Here is a 14,932-nt window from a genome sequence, read left to right on the forward strand (position 1 = left end):
TTAAAAGATAATTTTAAGGAGAAAATATGCAACTCAAGATACCTGCCATCGCACTCTCTGTTCTGCTGCCTGGCGCATTCATTTTTAATGCGGCGGCGACAGACACACCCCCTTCTGATGTTGCCAAAACCCTCAGCGCACGCGACGCCGGTCTGAGCGCATCGCAATGGTCGCAGAATGAACTGAGCCAGATTATCAAAGCAGATGATCTTCATATTGCGCCTTTTCGGGAGGATGGTGTGACGTACGGCACCCCGACATGGATCTGGTGTGTCGAAGTCGACGGAAATCTGTATGTGCGGGCTTATAACGGGCAACGTTCGAGCTGGTATCAGGCGGCATTACGTGAAAAAGCGGGAAAAATTATTGCGGCCGGTATGACCAGAGAAGTCAGATTTGAGCCGGTTGAGGGCAGTGTGAATGAACAAATTGATAATGCTTATAAGGCCAAATATCACGGCAGTAGCTACCTCAACCATATGATCAGCGACGGTTCGGGAAATGCCACGATAAGAATTGTTCCTCTAAATCTTAATACCGCTGGCTAATGGCTGTAGCGCAGCGCGTCCACCACGAGTGAGAACGCCTTGGACGAGCCGCGGCGGTTGGGATAATAAATATGCAACCCTTCCCAGTAGGGGGTCCACTCTTCCATAACGTTGATTAATTGCCCGGATTGTATATAGGGAGCGGCAAGCTCCTCAGGCACATGGGCTAAACCAAATCCGGCGACGGCGGCTTTCACAATCTGGAAAATGCTGTGGAAAATAATCTGGCCTTCAACCCGGGCGGTCACTTCGCGCCCGTCTTTTTCGAATTCCCAGACGTAGAATCCACCATGGGTAGGCAGACGCAGGTTAATACATCGGTGTTTCAGTAAATCCTGGGGTGAAGCGGGCCGCGGATTTTCGGCAAAATAGTCGGGCGATCCTACCACCAGAAAACGCATATCCGGTCCGATGCGGGCAGAAATCATGCCGCTGGCCAGTTGCCCGCCCAACCGGACACCCGCGTCATAGCGTTTTTCCACGATATCGGTAAGGCCGTAATCATTGACGAATTCGATATTGATATCCGGGTAGATTCGCATCAGCGGGGACAGCTTCGGCCAGAGAATGGTTTCAATGGCAAAGTCGGTCGCAGAGATGCGGATGGTGCCTGCGGGTTTCTCTCTTTTATCGTGAAGTGCCGCCAGTTCGCTGTAAATGTCATCAAACTTGGGCGCCAGGCTGGCAAGTAACTGCTCGCCGATTTCAGTCGGAGAGACGCTACGCGTGGTGCGGGTCAGTAAGCGCACACCCATTTTTGCTTCGAGCGTGCGCATGGTGTGACTCAGCGCAGACTGCGAGACACCCAACTGCGCGGCTGCCCGGGTAAAACTTTGTTCGCGCGCGACCGTCACAAAAGCAACTAAATCATTGAGGTTATCCCGGGCCATCTTCATTTCTCCTGCACGATTTGGAAAGCGATTTAACTATATATTTCTAAACGTGTCTATGAATCTGCTGCGAGAAAAAAATTGATTGATGAGGATTCTTCATAATTCCATCCCATTTACCGCGGGTAATCAACCGAAGCCGGGAATGTTAGCATTAATATTATCGGTTAATCGCGTATTTCGATTTTAATGCAGCAGCGCATATAGCAAACAGGAAATCATGTATGCCCCATCTAATCCTGAAGATAGTTGGTCAGTCAGAAGAAAATAAATCGCTGGTGGCTGAAAAGTTAACCCAGACTATCACCGATACACTGGGAATTGATGAGAAATTTATTTCTGTTTCCATCGAAGACATCAATAAGGATAACTGGGTTGACGATGTCTATAAGCCGGAGATTCTGGATAAACCAGAGAGCCTTTATAAACATCCCGGCTACAACCCGTTTGATTAATTCTGCGTGAGTGTCTCTGTATTTATCTCTGCGAGACGAGATAGCCTTCAGCGTTTAATTATTTTTTAAAAAGTAAAAGCGCAGCGTCTGTGACCTGCGTGTCGCTCAGTTTTTGCTTTGAAAAGAGGATAGAAAAATGGGTTTTTCATTTAAAAATCAGGTGGCATTAGTGACCGGTGCTGCCTCCGGGATGGGCCTGGCAGCCGCAAAAGCCTTTGCCGCGTCAGGCGCTGCCGTCGTTATGGCTGATGATAATCAGGAGGCCGTCAGGGCAGCCGCAGCAGAATTAACGGCAGCGGGCTACAACGTACTGGCAATAGGTTGCGACGTTGCCAGCATTGATGACGTCAAAGCGATGGTTGATCAGGCCGTGGCAACTTTTGGTCGCATCGATGCGGCATTTAATAATGCAGGGGTACAAAGCCCGGTTGCCGAAACCGCCATTGCCGATCCGAAAGATTATGACTTCGTAATGGATGTGAATCTGCGTGGTATCTGGAATTGCATGAAATACGAGCTGATCCAGATGAAAAAGCAGGGCAGTGGCGCAATCGTGAATAACTCCTCCCTTGGCGGTTTAGTCGGTATTGCCGAGCGTGGCATTTATCATGCGTCAAAACATGGTGTGGTCGGACTGACCAAAAGCGCGGGTCTGGAATACGCCCCGCAGAATATCCGTGTCAATGCTATCTGCCCCGGCATTATTGAGACGCCAATGGTCTCTGACATGCTGGAATCTCAACCAGCAGCCATGGCTGAGCTGATGAAAGACGTTCCGATTCGCCGTTTAGGCCGTGCTGAAGAAATTGCCGATGCCGTGCTGTGGTTATGCAGTCCGGCATCCAGTTTCGTTATTGGACATGCGTTGCCGGTTGATGGCGGGTACACCGTTCGTTAACTAACCGAGTGCCTGTTTTTTGCCGCAAAGCCCTTTTTCAGTTTGAAGCAAACATGCGCGGGCAGGAGGCGAATTGTCATGTTTAAAGAGACAGGTGTTATGCAGAGTGAGTCCGTTGCCAGCAGGAGATCCGTCAGTTTTATACGGATGCTGCTGACATTAATGCTGGTTGTGCTGGCCGGGTTTTTAATTATCGGCATTGCCCTGCCTGTTCTTCCCCGTTATGTGCACCATCAGCTGGGATTTGGCACCTTTGCGGTGGGGCTGGTGACGGGCGCGCAGTTTGCAGCGTCGCTGGCAACCCGCTTTGCTGCCGGACGCTATGCAGACCACTACGGGGGACGGCGTGCTATTTCCCGTGGCCTGATGATGGCGATAGCCGGTGGCGTCTGTTATCTGCTCTCTCTGCCATTTACCGCTCAGCCGGTAGCCGCCATTGCGCTGATCCTGGTGGGCAGAGCGATTGCTGGCGGCGCTGAGAGTTTCATCATTACCGGCGGCATGACACTGGGTCTGGCGCTGGCAGGGGGGATGCAGACCGGCCGGGTCATTGCATGGGTCGGTACTGCCATGTTTGCCGCTTTCGCGCTGGGTGCGCCGCTGGGTACCTTCCTGTTTGATTACGCCGGTTTTATTGCCATCGCCGTGACGACGCTGGTTTTACCGCCTGTGGTGATGGTGATTGTGCGTGTCCTGCCGGAACCTGTAGCGCCTTCAGGCCAGAAGGGGACACTGTCGCAGGCACTTTCATCCGTCTGGCTGCCGGGCATGGGTGCAGCCCTGAATGGCGTGGGCTATGCCGCACTGCTGTCATTTTCCGTGCTGCTTTTTGCGCAGAAGGGCTGGGGGATGGGGTGGCTGCCGGTGACCGCCTTCGCGCTGGCGCTGATTGCGGCACGATTGCTTCTGGGGCAGCTGATCGACCGGTCCGGTGCTGTGCAGGTTGGCGTTCTTTTTTCGCTGGTGACAGCGCTGGGCCAGATACTGTTATGGGCCGCTTCCTCCCCGTGGATTGCTGCCCTCGGAGCCGCGCTGACCGGGGCAGGCTGGGCCATGGTGTACCCGGCATTTGGCTCTGAAGCGGTACGTCGTTTGGGCGGGGCGAACAAAGGGGTTGCAATGGCAACCTACTCGGCATTTCCCGATCTGGCGATTGGGCTGTCCAGCCCGTTACTGGGGTTAGTTGTTCCGGCGGCACAACTGGGAATGGCATTTCTCTGGAGTGCCGTTCTGGTGATGATGGCGGTGCCCGTCGCGCTGCTCGGCGCGCGGAAACGATAATTCGCTTATTGCGCAATACAGCGGCGAAAATCGTCGCGCCATTAATGAAAAATACTCATATAAGCATTCAGGTTTACCCGGTTAATGCTAATCAATGATTAAGGCATACTGGTTTTCCCGATATGCAGCTCACAGCTCCGTACAGCTTTAAGGAAATGATATGACAACAATTTTTAAAACCGGGTCACAGGCCTCTATGGTGGGTCCGGAAGATTGGTTTACCGGCACGGTCCGCATTGATCCGTTGTTTGCTACCGATGAAAACGCCCGTGCCAGCGCAGGTCACGTGACCTTTGAGCCGGGTGCGCGCACCGCCTGGCACACCCATCCGCTTGGTCAGCGACTGATTGTGACGTCGGGTTTTGGTTATGTGCAAACCTGGGGTGAACCGGCACGCGAAATTCGCGCCGGTGACGTGGTCTGTATTCCTGCCCATGAGAAACACTGGCACGGCGCCAGCGCGACAACCGCAATGACCCATATTGCGATTCAGGAAGCCCAGGATGGCAGCGTTGTGGAATGGCTGGAAAAAGTCTCCGACGAGCAATACGGTGACACCGAATAAGTCATCATATTCAATGGCAATGCAGACAGGGACAAGTCAGCGGGCGGTATCGTTATTCACTTAGTTCCGGGATTGCCTTATAGTCTGGCGCAAAACAGTTTGTGTACTAACTATAAATGGTGCTCTGGGAGTCATAACCGCTGATGTCTGAAAAACCTGAACCGATCCGCGCTGCCCCGCTCTGGCCGCACGGGGATTCCTCGCTACTGCATCTGGTCAGGCGCGCCGGGCAGCACTCCGGCACCTGCTGGAGCCAGTGTGTCCATTCCGGGCTTTCCGCCGTCCAGTATGCGATTCTGGTGGTGCTGGCGGAAGAAACCACCTGTGATCAACAGACGCTGGGCAGCCGGGCCGGTTTTGATAAAGCCACCGGCACCTATCTTATCGACCGGATGACCAAAGGCGGCCTGATCAATGCGCTGACCGATCCGCAAAACCGTCGACGTAAGCTGGTGTCGATGACGCCGGCAGGGCAGGCAATGCTGGAGCAGATGATTGAGCAGGCGAAAAGCGCGGAGAAGATGATCACTGAAAGCCTCGATGCGCAGGATGTGGCTGAGCTGAAACGCCTGCTGTGCAGGCTGGGCGGGTTGCAGGAACCGTAGAACAGTGCCGCAGGTCGTAATCCCGGCCATCAACCCGCCCCTGCGGGCGGGGGGTGTCACCGGCCGGATGACAAAAGCGGGAAAATCACCAGTTATCCAGCACGCGCTGGCGCACTTCCGGCGGATAGCCCTGTTCAAAAGATGCATGCAGATGGCGCACGCTTTGTAGCGTATCAAACACCACTTTCGCCCCTTTGCCTGCCACATACTCCTGCTCTTGATAACACTGCGGCAAACGTATCACGCGCTGGTCTTCAAAGATCGCGCGCCGTCCTACCGGATGGACTCGGGTAGAGAGCGCCCATACCACTTCACGCAGGTTCGTCGGGTCAAAATCGTCATCCACCACGTACACTTTCGGGATAAACACCATCGCGTCAGTCTTAAACAGTTCTTCACCGATACGTTGCGCCATTGCTTCACTGGAGACGCCCGGCAGCAGTTCGCGCCAGTTGTGCGGTACCACCACCAGTAGCCAGTGCACTGTGGAGTCTTCGGGTATCCAGGTGGTTTTCACTGGCAGCTGCGCTTCACGCAGATACGTCAGCGCATCGGCGGCCAGCCCCATCGCCCACAGGGTGTGGGTTTCATCGCTCGGACGGCCGGTGATCGACATCGGCCAGATGGGATCATCACGATGCGTAATGGTCTCAACATGGAAAGTTGGCTGCGCGGAGGAGCCGGTGCCGAGATAGCCGCCATATTCGCCATAAGGACCTTCCTGACAATCGCGGGTGATGGAAAGATGCCCCTCAATCACAATCTCAGCGGTGGCGGGTACATAGAGATCAACGCTGATCGCTTTCACCACCGGCACCGGTTCACCGGCGAGGGTTCCAGCGTAGTCTGCTTCATCAGCGTGAGCCGGGATGGGGATCCCTGATACGCACGAGATGGCCGGTGCCGGCCCCTGCACCAGTGCATACGGCATCGGTTCGCCTGACTTCACCCACTCGGCCCAGATCTGGCCGATATGCTGGCTCGGGACGATCAGTCCAACCATACGTTTTCCATCAACCTTCATCACGCGGGCAATCGACCAGTTGACCCATTTACCGTCAGGGGTTTTCACGATCAGCGTGCCCCAGGTATTGGCGTAACGACCGCCATCTTTGTCGTGGGCAAAGGGGATGGGAAAACGGTCGAGGCTGGCATCGTCACCGCGCAAAATATTCTGGTGGCAGAGCGCGTCGGCAGAAGCAACCGGTACAGGCGGGATGCCCGGTTTGCGACGTGCGGCAGACAAGGCCTCGATAATCTCCGGTCCACTCGATTCCGCTGCTAACCCCAGCGACATGGCGACCCGGGCATAAGGTTTATCGCGGCAGGAAGAGAGTGCGGCTGGTGCGCCGAATAGCCTGAACCCGGACGCTACGCCTGCAACGTTGTGAAACAGAGGGGCGGGTGACTGGATCTCATAGCTGCGGCGCGTAATCGCACTCGGCTCATAATCGCCATCGACCTGACGGCGAACGTGCATGATGTCACCCATGGCATCCAGCGCATCGATATAACTTCTTAAATCAGCGTAATATTTCATCAGGCTCTCCTTAAGCCGTAGCGGCGGCAGGATGAGTCTCACCCCACCGTGTAGTAAAGGCGTTATCAATACCGAACCGATCGCATTTTGCTGGCCAGCGCCATAACCTCCTTCACCTGCCAGTCGGTTGCCAGCTGGATGGTACTTCGACAGGATCCGATGGGTTTCCACCTCCATTTGCCGATAATCGCTCCGGTTGCGCCCCTTATCGCGGCAACGAGCTTCATCTTGATTCCTGAAATTTCCTGGCTGGCCTTATAGTTTGATATCGAACTGTTAGTATTCAAACTCTATGCGGCCTTATCATTCCCGTCAAGACGGGATACGGACGATGTGAGCGGGGCGCTGAGGAAAATCCTGCCGTGGTGATGCGGGGCAAACTGAGCTGCCTTAGTGACCGTGAACCGTCAATCCCACCAGCCAGATAACAATCGGGCGTACGATGAGTATGCAAATAAAGGCCGCCGGCATGGCAACGCGATAAGCATTAATCACATTTGTCATGTAATGCGGCCCCATACCAAATTCGGCCAGCGTGATGACCAGACTCATCAAAAACGCCATGATGGTCGCCATATACAGGGCAAAGACGTAGGGTGACGTGTGCTTTGGCAGGCGGATTCGTAAGGTGTTTTTAGCGGTAGCATTCGTCATCAGGTTATCCTGTTTAGCGTGGGTGGGCGCAACAGCCGCTAACCTAACAAGCTAATCAGAGCGCTGGTAGAGTAGTTATGCTTTAATCATTATTAAATGAAACTAACGAATGAGGCCCTGGCTAGAGCATGGACGTTTTGGGGATGATCAATAATTTTATCCGCGTGGTTGAGAACGGCAGCATTGCTGCGGCGGCACGAGCGCAGGGGATGAGTCCAGCGGCGGTTAGCCAGAGTCTTGCTCGTCTTGAGACGCATGTGGGCGTGCGGCTGCTTTCACGTACCACCCGCAGCATGACGTTGACGGAAAGTGGTAAACGCTATTTCGAGAAAGTTGTGCATATTCCCTATGATATCGATCTCGCCACCCAGGCTGCTGCGATTGAAACCAAACCCCAGGGGCCGCTCTGCATCGCCACCACGGCCGCGTTTGGCCGGTATGTTGTGGCTCCTCTGATGCCTGCGTTTAAAGCGTCTTACCCAGGTATTGATATCGAACTGATTAGTACCGATCGAAACGTTGACCATCGGCTGGAGGGCGTCGACGTCAGTATCCGCATCGAGGCACAGCTGAACGATCAACTTATTGCCCGGAAACTTGCATCGTTACCGTTTATTTTCTGCGCGGCGCCCGCTTATCTTAAGCGCGCGGGTACGCCGAAGACACCCGATGAACTGAGCCAACATGCCTGCCTGGTGTTTCGCTATCCGACAGATGGCCGTTTTCTGCCCTGGACTTTTATGGTCAACGGCCAGCCGGTAAATGCCAAACTCAACCCTGAATTTATTAGCGATGACATTGATATTATTGCAAAAATAGCAGTAAACGGGGGAGGGATTGCCCGCCTGGCGAGTTTTATTGCCGGGCCGTTAATCGCGAGTGGTCAACTGATGCCGTTGTTCTGTTCAGGTCACAGTGACGAGAACGACGTTGCGTCGCTGCCGATGAATATATATGCCTGTGTCAACGAACGTTCGGCGCTCAATTCAAAGGTAAGAGCGTTTATAGCGTTTTTAGAAGGGGCGATTTAAGACGTGGGCGTGGCGATTTTTAGTGCATAAATTAAAAAATTTAGCTTCCTTTCAAAAATCTGATAACACTACGCACGATGAACATAACGAAAACTGATTCTGTCCTCAGGATATTCTAAGGCTGTGATTTTTAACCAGCAATTCAGTTATTTGCATCAAAAAAACAATAGAAGTTTTTCAATTTTAAAATGGCATTAAAAGGATGATAATATTTTCTCAGGTTATTACATTGGGGCGATATTATTATTCCGGGTCGTGAGATTTGTGCAGTGAAAATGGCTGCGAATTATGGGTAAGTAAAGAGTATAATGGTTGATTTTTTGATGGTAACAATATTAAACAGCGTTTTTATATTGCTGTGAGCAAAGATAAAGTATTGGCGAATATTTTCTGTCGATAATTCATTGTATACAGGTGTCATAATTGACTGAAGCGCCTGTGTGGATACGATTAATGAAACTCCTGATATACTTTTTGTTACTCATAGTGAATGTGTTGTGATCTGTTTAGACTTGCGAATAAAAAACTCAATGTGAGACAACTCATCTATCACCTCTGGGGGTGTTATGTTTTTATTCAAAGTTAATAGAATATATGTTGTTAATAATCATACGTGGTCTCCTTTTTATGTTTATGATATCACGAATGTTAAAATTATGAGTATCGTTACCAGTGATGATATTCCGATGGAAGCAGTGAATGAATGGTTTACCGAAACAGATCCTGCTAAAAAGCAGGCGATGCTTACCGATATTATTAATTTTGCAAAGAAAACCATCTATTTTCCGAATGTTTCTCAAGTGCATGATTACGATACACTATCATTCGGTGACGTGGGTTACCTTATATTTCAGCAGGAGAATATACCTGAATATCTAAATTGGATGTTATGTGTAATAAAAAATAATGATGAATTCAGGGCTGACTGGACAGAGATTCACGCTTTAATCGATTCTGATAAAACTGATAAATTAGCAACGAAAATTGGTCAGATACTTCAAATGTCATCTACCCCGGCATCCATGATTGCCACTGAAATCACTCGCTTTACTGCGTCCCTCATATCAGAGTATTTGTCTAAAAAAGGAGATGAACAGTTGGGGTTGCTGTGTTTATCTCTTATACGCGAAGAAGATTATCGCTATGGAGAAAGAAAGTTCAATGGTGCTCAGGATCTTACGGGGAATATGACCGTGGACTATTCACTATTTTCGTATACGGCACATCAATAGCGCATGTTGAAAAGTATGGATGACGTACTAAGGGTGATTATGCAAACTTTTAAGCTGTTGTCGATATTGATTGTTTAAAATATTCTGGAGGTACATTATGTCAGATAACCTAATCGGTAATTCAGGTGGGGTTGATATTTATCAAGACAACAACGGTAGGGTATATTTCACGGCCAAAGCTGCCATAGACGCTGATGGTGCGAATGGTCAAAACGGCAAACCTGGAGCTTACAGAGAAAAAGACACTGGACTCGATTTTCTTGCGAATGGAGGGATGGCTCTGGATAATAATGGCATGGTAGTTATCGCTCACGCATGGGGAAAAGGCGTTGCTCTCACTGATAGCAATGGTCAAGTTGTTATGACAGATGATGGTACTGTGATATCAATGACGGCCTACCATTATCCTGATGTTGATATAACGACTAAAGAAGCCTATGTCGATTCTGCAACCGTACCCTATATCGCAGTACCCACGATATTAATAACTAACACGAAGGGAATTGTTCTGGGGTGCCGTGGCCGTGTTACCAGTAATGGAGTATCGGTTGATTGTGTCGTCGCCGATAATAGTGGAAGTAATATTGGTGAAATTAGCATTGCTGCGGCAGAGGTGCTTGGGATCAACGCCAACCCCAGGCATGGTGGCGACCACGAAGTTAGCTATTTTTATGAAATATGGCCTGACGAGGCTGCACCAGGTTTCAAATTACAGCCCTCGTAAATCTGCATGGATGAATTATTGATTAAAACAATCAATTGCTCATTGCGAGGACACAAAGACTGGCAGTGGTGGTTTGGTGTTATACTTCTGTGATTCGCTCATTATATTATGCGATGTGTTATTTTTAGCTGCCAGTCTGCATGTTTATGACGGAAGAGATAGGGTGTTCTCATGACTAAACCGCCGCCCTTAGAACATCCTCAATCGGCGAGCATATTAACCACTGGCGGAGATCTCCCGGTCGTTTAGGAATGCCTTAAAGGACCTGATAATCGTCAGTAGGGCACAAAGGTTGTTCGTCGGATAACGCGGCGTGCGAAGGCTTCTTCGGGCGGGCCAAAAATGAAATGTACTATGGCAGAAACTGGGTGAGATTATGAACCAGCTGAAAAGTGACATTATCAAATTGGACTTACAACTAAAGTGCGTATAATCATAATTATGTTAAATTTACGCGTCAGGAGGTGCACTTTATACTGTGGTCGTGAATACCGTGGCCATCAGTGCGATTGAAGAAACTGAACGCTTAATCATCGTTTATCCCACATTGTTTTTGAAAATCAGGCGTTACTGCCCGCCAAAGAAGCATTAGTCGTGACAGCGAAAAAATAAAATTTTTAAAATAAAAAGTTAAATCAGCTATTTCGTCCATGGTCCCTCAGCGCAGCAGAGTGGCGGCACGTCTAATAAAGAAAATCTGAATTTCAGCTTGAAAGGTGGACCATTTTTAGCTTGATGAAAAGGGAAAAAACTCGCCTAATCATGGTTTTCGGTAGAGTGAATTTTATTTTTATTGCTATTTATCAATTTGTTATTCATTGCTTGAAGCATGGGGAGCGAAAAGTAAAAACATGACACTCTTCAAACTTCCAGTAAAAATGCATGTTGAAGTCATTTAGGTACTTGAGAAGCGCTCCGGTTTGACTATCGTTACTACGAAATGTAAAACAACTATCATCATTTCACCATTCATAAAAATCAGCGGATATCATCGCTGAACTTGTCAAAATATATTCCGTCCAGGCGCGAAGAGAGTTCTTCATTTTCATGGCAATTACCGCTGTCATGCTAAATCTTAATGACAGGGGTGCGTGTTAATGTTGCGTATCTGTCTCAAGAAATGAGAATTAATAATGCGCGAAGCGCGACGGTGTAATGATTTCACATCTCATCCATTTTATTGAATTTTAATCAGTAATGAGAAGGCAAGTGCCGTGCGCTGGCCTTTCTTGTCAGCTCAGTGATGCCGGTACTGTTGAAAGCGCTAATTACCCTTTTCATTGTCAGTTCAGGAGTAAATATGACTTGTCGCGTCCTCATGGTGTGTATCGCCTGTTTATGTAGTGGGTTGGTTAATGCAGCATCCCCCTACGATAACCTTGGGTTTGCACTTAAGCAGCAACAGATCATCACCGATCTTCGGCAGCATTGTGACATTAATGCCAGCGTTTCAGACGAGCAAATCAGAACGACATTTCTCAAAAGCGAATATAACCATGCTGCCATAACACAATCGGCCCAAGCCTTTGACAAAAAAGATAAGCATCAATACGAACAGGCGATTGGCAGCATTCGATGCCCTGCCATGTGATAAACGCAGGTTGGAGATTTTGGAGGCCGCATGAATCGTCTCTCTATCGCAGTCGCTGCAATGTGTTTTATTACGCAATCTCAGGCCAGTGGATTGTATCTCTACGAAGTGGGTACGGATGATGTCGGTCTCGCGGGGGCCGGACAAGCTGCACGCGCGCAGGATGCATCAACGGTATTCACCAACCCGGCGGGGATGTCGCTGCTCTCCGGAAATAATCTGAACCTCGGTGGTCAGCTGCTTTACGGCAATGCAAAGTATCAGCTCAGCGATAATGCCGCCCTGAAAGGTAACAGTCCGGGCAATGTGATTGGCTGGTTTCCCGGCGGCAGCGCCTTCTACAGCCAGAAAGTGACAGACCAATTAAGTGCGGGGATTGGCCTCTACGGTAACTACGGTCTCGGCCTGCATTTTGGCAACTGGGCCGGTGATAGCCTGATTAAGGACAGTACTCTGCTGGCGATGACGTTGATGCCTTCGCTGGCTTGGCAATACAACGAACGGCTGTCATTTGGTGCGGGATTAGGCATCAACTATGGTTTCCTCAAGCTCAAACGGCAAACTTCTGATGGCGAGCAGTCTCAATCCGATCATGATTGGGCTCTGAACGGCAAGTTCGGCATGATTTACCAGTTCACCCCGCACACGCGTGCCGGACTGACCTACACCAGCGAAACCCAATATCACTTCGATATCAACGGCACCGTACAGTTTGATCGCCTGAATAACAGCCCCTCTTACACCCTGCCGATCGCTGCCAGTGTGAATACCCCGCAGCAGGTGATGTTCAGCCTCTATCATGACCTCAATAGCCAGTGGGCATTGATGGGGGATTTGGGCTGGCAGGACTGGAGTGCCTACAGTAACAGCCAGATTGTGGTCGGTGATAGCCGTGTGGCGGACAACCAACGTCTTCGCGATACCTGGCATCTGGCACTCGGTACCCAGTTCCGTCCCAACGCCGACTGGACCTTCAACACCGGGATCGCTTACGACAGCAGCTTCTACCGCAGCCAGCAAGACACGTCACTGACCATGCCATCGGGCAACACCTGGCGCTGGGGCGTAGGTGCACGTTATCAGCTGGATAGCGCCAGTAGCATTGGTGCCGCGTTTGAGTATGCGCACATCGAGAGCTCGAAGGTCGCCTCACCGCTGCTGCAAGGTGAATATGACCACCCTTCACTCTATTTCTTTGCCATCAATTACAACCGAACTTTTTAACTTACCACTAAGGAGGAAACGGCCATACCTGCACCTGAACATCGTTTACTGACTGACGCCACTTTCGTGATGTCATTAAAGGGCCTACATCTATCTGGAGTGCAAAATGTCTCGAATGCCTTTTTGCAAAACACTACTTGCTTCAGTGTTGTCTGTCGCCTGTATCGGCGCGCAGGCCGCGCCGGCAAGTAATCAGCCCACCACTGCCCCAGAGCAGAACAAGGGCAAACCCAACATCGTGGTGATCTTTGGTGATGATATTGGTTACTGGAATATCAGCAGCTACAACCAGGGCATGATGGGTTACAAAACCCCGAATATCGACAGCATTGCTGCCGAGGGTGCTAAGTTCACCTCGTACTATGCCGAGCAGAGTTCCACGGCAGGACGTTCCTCTTTCATCACGGGTCAGATGCCGTTTCGTACCGGCATGAGTAAGGTCGGCATGCCTGGCGCACCACAGGGTTTGCAGAAAGAAGATCCCACCATTGCCAGCATCCTCAAGCAACTGGGTTACGCCACGGGGCAGTTTGGTAAAAATCACTTAGGTGACCGCAACGAATTCCTGCCGACTGCACACGGCTTCGATGAGTTTATGGGCAACCTCTACCATCTGAATGCTGAGGAAGAACCTGAGAACCCGGATTATCCCAAAGATCCTGAATTCCGTAAGGAGTTTGGTCCGCGCGGCGTCATTAAATCCACCGCAGACGGCAAAATCGAGGATACCGGTCCGCTCAACACCAAGCGCATGGAGACGATAGATGAGGAGACGCTGGCGGCCAACAATGACTTTATGGATCGCCAGGTTAAAGCTGGTAAACCGTTCTTCACCTGGTATAACACCACGCGCATGCACAACAAAACCCATATCAAGCCTGCTGACAAAGGCGTAACGGGTTTAGGTGATTATGCCGACGGCATGGTTGAGCATGACAAAATCGTGGGCGAGGTGCTGAAGAAAATTAAAGATCTCGGCATCGAGGACAACACCATCGTGGTTTACACCACCGATAACGGTCCAATGATCGCCACCTGGCCAGATGCCGGTATGACGCCGTTCCGTGGTGAGAAGAACACCGGCTGGGAGGGAGGCTTCCGTGTGCCGGCGATGATCAGATGGCCTGGACATATCAAGCCCGGCACCGTGATCAACGACATGTTCGGCAGTAACGACTGGTTCCCAACCTTGGTGGCGGCGGCGGGTGTGCCGGACATCAAGCAACAGCTACTGAAAGGTTATAAAACCAGCGCCATGACCTACAAAGTGCATCTTGATGGCTATAACCAACTCGACTTCCTGCAGGGTAAAGGGCCGGATCAGCGCAAGGAATTCTTCTACTGGAGCGATGACGGCGATCTGCTTGCGATGCGTTATGGTCGGTGGAAAATGCACTTTATGATTCAGGAACATACCGGTCTGGATCTATGGAAGTATCCGTTCACCAAGTTGCGTACGCCTTTGCTGTTCGATCTGGAAATCGATCCGCTGGAGAAAGGCAGCGACGGCATGGATTACAACCACTGGTTCTATGATCGCCTGTTCCTGCTCGGCGGCGCGCAGAAATACGCTAAAGAGATGATTGAAAGCTTCAAAGAGTTCCCGCCGCGGCAGAAACCGGGCTCCTTTACCGTTTCGGATGTATCGGCACTGATTGAGCAAGGCAACCCGTCAACCAACTAACGTGATGTTC

At 50.6% G+C, this 14,932-nt stretch carries 15 protein-coding genes; 12 read left to right on the plus strand and 3 right to left on the minus strand.

Features of this window, described 5'->3' with window-relative positions; genetic code table 11:
* The first annotated feature begins 80 nt into the window (after nt 1-80).
* On the plus strand, nt 81-548 hold the full coding sequence (locus AC6I8V_RS25990) for a DUF2255 family protein (protein ID WP_497847199.1): 468 nt from the start codon (nt 81-83) through the stop codon (nt 546-548).
* Here the strand turns inward: AC6I8V_RS25990 and AC6I8V_RS25995 are convergent.
* Nucleotides 545-1,438, minus strand: coding sequence for a LysR family transcriptional regulator (locus tag AC6I8V_RS25995; protein WP_497847136.1), 894 nt, complete (start codon nt 1,436-1,438; stop codon nt 545-547). The two genes, AC6I8V_RS25990 and AC6I8V_RS25995, sit on opposite strands and share 4 nt — an antisense overlap.
* 224 nt (nt 1,439-1,662) lie before the next feature.
* On the opposite strand from AC6I8V_RS25995, the gene AC6I8V_RS26000 reads away from it, so the two are divergent.
* The 5 genes from AC6I8V_RS26000 (at nt 1,663) to AC6I8V_RS26020 (ending at nt 5,242) form a co-directional block, all read left to right on the plus strand.
* On the plus strand, nt 1,663-1,893 hold the full coding sequence (locus AC6I8V_RS26000; protein WP_497847137.1) for a tautomerase family protein: 231 nt from the start codon (nt 1,663-1,665) through the stop codon (nt 1,891-1,893).
* A gap of 136 nt (nt 1,894-2,029) precedes the next feature.
* Entirely contained in the window at nt 2,030-2,791 is a 762-nt protein-coding gene (locus tag AC6I8V_RS26005) for a glucose 1-dehydrogenase (RefSeq protein WP_497847138.1), read from the plus strand.
* Nucleotides 2,792-2,890: 99 nt separating this feature from the next.
* Nucleotides 2,891-4,072 carry an arabinose transporter gene (locus tag AC6I8V_RS26010; protein ID WP_497847200.1) on the plus strand — a complete coding sequence of 394 codons (1,182 nt, stop codon included), beginning with the start codon at nt 2,891-2,893 and terminating at the stop codon, nt 4,070-4,072.
* A 160-nt stretch (nt 4,073-4,232) separates the two neighbouring features.
* Nucleotides 4,233-4,637 carry a (R)-mandelonitrile lyase gene (locus tag AC6I8V_RS26015; protein ID WP_497847139.1) on the plus strand — a complete coding sequence of 135 codons (405 nt, stop codon included), beginning with the start codon at nt 4,233-4,235 and terminating at the stop codon, nt 4,635-4,637.
* A 143-nt stretch (nt 4,638-4,780) separates the two neighbouring features.
* The gene (locus AC6I8V_RS26020) at nt 4,781-5,242 is read left to right on the plus strand and encodes a MarR family winged helix-turn-helix transcriptional regulator (RefSeq protein ID WP_497847140.1); all 462 of its coding nucleotides are present in this window, start codon (nt 4,781-4,783) and stop codon (nt 5,240-5,242) included.
* Nucleotides 5,243-5,327: 85 nt separating this feature from the next.
* On the opposite strand, the gene AC6I8V_RS26025 is transcribed toward AC6I8V_RS26020, so the two are convergent.
* Nucleotides 5,328-6,782 (minus strand): UbiD family decarboxylase, encoded by a 1,455-nt coding sequence (locus AC6I8V_RS26025; RefSeq protein WP_497847141.1) that lies wholly within the window; start codon nt 6,780-6,782, stop codon nt 5,328-5,330.
* Nucleotides 6,783-7,172: 390 nt separating this feature from the next.
* Nucleotides 7,173-7,436 (minus strand): DUF2798 domain-containing protein, encoded by a 264-nt coding sequence (locus tag AC6I8V_RS26030; protein WP_497847142.1) that lies wholly within the window; start codon nt 7,434-7,436, stop codon nt 7,173-7,175.
* Nucleotides 7,437-7,564: 128 nt separating this feature from the next.
* Here AC6I8V_RS26030 and AC6I8V_RS26035 point away from each other — a divergent pair, with 128 nt between their 5' ends.
* The 6 genes from AC6I8V_RS26035 (at nt 7,565) to AC6I8V_RS26060 (ending at nt 14,922) form a co-directional block, all read left to right on the plus strand.
* Nucleotides 7,565-8,467, plus strand: coding sequence for a LysR family transcriptional regulator (locus AC6I8V_RS26035; protein ID WP_497847143.1), 903 nt, complete (start codon nt 7,565-7,567; stop codon nt 8,465-8,467).
* A 656-nt stretch (nt 8,468-9,123) separates the two neighbouring features.
* Nucleotides 9,124-9,699 (plus strand): hypothetical protein, encoded by a 576-nt coding sequence (locus tag AC6I8V_RS26040; RefSeq protein WP_497847144.1) that lies wholly within the window; start codon nt 9,124-9,126, stop codon nt 9,697-9,699.
* A gap of 97 nt (nt 9,700-9,796) precedes the next feature.
* Entirely contained in the window at nt 9,797-10,423 is a 627-nt protein-coding gene (locus AC6I8V_RS26045) for a hypothetical protein (RefSeq protein WP_497847145.1), read from the plus strand.
* 1,300 nt (nt 10,424-11,723) lie between these two features.
* A complete protein-coding gene (locus AC6I8V_RS26050) occupies nt 11,724-12,014 on the plus strand; it encodes a YicS family protein (RefSeq protein ID WP_497847146.1) in 291 nt (96 codons plus the stop codon).
* 30 nt (nt 12,015-12,044) lie between these two features.
* Nucleotides 12,045-13,238, plus strand: coding sequence for an OmpP1/FadL family transporter (locus AC6I8V_RS26055; RefSeq protein WP_497847147.1), 1,194 nt, complete (start codon nt 12,045-12,047; stop codon nt 13,236-13,238).
* A 106-nt stretch (nt 13,239-13,344) separates the two neighbouring features.
* Nucleotides 13,345-14,922: an arylsulfatase gene (locus AC6I8V_RS26060; RefSeq protein WP_497847148.1), complete on the plus strand. Its 1,578-nt coding sequence runs from the start codon at nt 13,345-13,347 to the stop codon at nt 14,920-14,922.
* Nucleotides 14,923-14,932 lie beyond the last annotated feature (10 nt).

This window comes from Pantoea sp. X-Soil-TKNS-1207, from assembly GCF_059730485.1.

Bases quoted from the DNA above. Each gene is read 5' to 3' on its own strand.
- AC6I8V_RS25995 (WP_497847136.1), bottom strand. From the start codon at position 1,438: ATGGCCCGGGATAACCTCAATGATTTAGTTGCTTTTGTGACGGTCGCG.
- AC6I8V_RS26000 (WP_497847137.1), top strand. From the start codon at position 1,663: ATGCCCCATCTAATCCTGAAGATAGTTGGTCAGTCAGAAGAAAATAAA.
- AC6I8V_RS26005 (WP_497847138.1), top strand. From the start codon at position 2,030: ATGGGTTTTTCATTTAAAAATCAGGTGGCATTAGTGACCGGTGCTGCC.
- AC6I8V_RS26010 (WP_497847200.1), top strand. From the start codon at position 2,891: ATGCAGAGTGAGTCCGTTGCCAGCAGGAGATCCGTCAGTTTTATACGG.
- AC6I8V_RS26015 (WP_497847139.1), top strand. From the start codon at position 4,233: ATGACAACAATTTTTAAAACCGGGTCACAGGCCTCTATGGTGGGTCCG.
- AC6I8V_RS26020 (WP_497847140.1), top strand. From the start codon at position 4,781: ATGTCTGAAAAACCTGAACCGATCCGCGCTGCCCCGCTCTGGCCGCAC.
- AC6I8V_RS26025 (WP_497847141.1), bottom strand. From the start codon at position 6,782: ATGAAATATTACGCTGATTTAAGAAGTTATATCGATGCGCTGGATGCC.
- AC6I8V_RS26030 (WP_497847142.1), bottom strand. From the start codon at position 7,436: ATGACGAATGCTACCGCTAAAAACACCTTACGAATCCGCCTGCCAAAG.
- AC6I8V_RS26035 (WP_497847143.1), top strand. From the start codon at position 7,565: ATGGACGTTTTGGGGATGATCAATAATTTTATCCGCGTGGTTGAGAAC.
- AC6I8V_RS26040 (WP_497847144.1), top strand. From the start codon at position 9,124: ATGAGTATCGTTACCAGTGATGATATTCCGATGGAAGCAGTGAATGAA.
- AC6I8V_RS26045 (WP_497847145.1), top strand. From the start codon at position 9,797: ATGTCAGATAACCTAATCGGTAATTCAGGTGGGGTTGATATTTATCAA.
- AC6I8V_RS26050 (WP_497847146.1), top strand. From the start codon at position 11,724: ATGACTTGTCGCGTCCTCATGGTGTGTATCGCCTGTTTATGTAGTGGG.
- AC6I8V_RS26055 (WP_497847147.1), top strand. From the start codon at position 12,045: ATGAATCGTCTCTCTATCGCAGTCGCTGCAATGTGTTTTATTACGCAA.
- AC6I8V_RS26060 (WP_497847148.1), top strand. From the start codon at position 13,345: ATGTCTCGAATGCCTTTTTGCAAAACACTACTTGCTTCAGTGTTGTCT.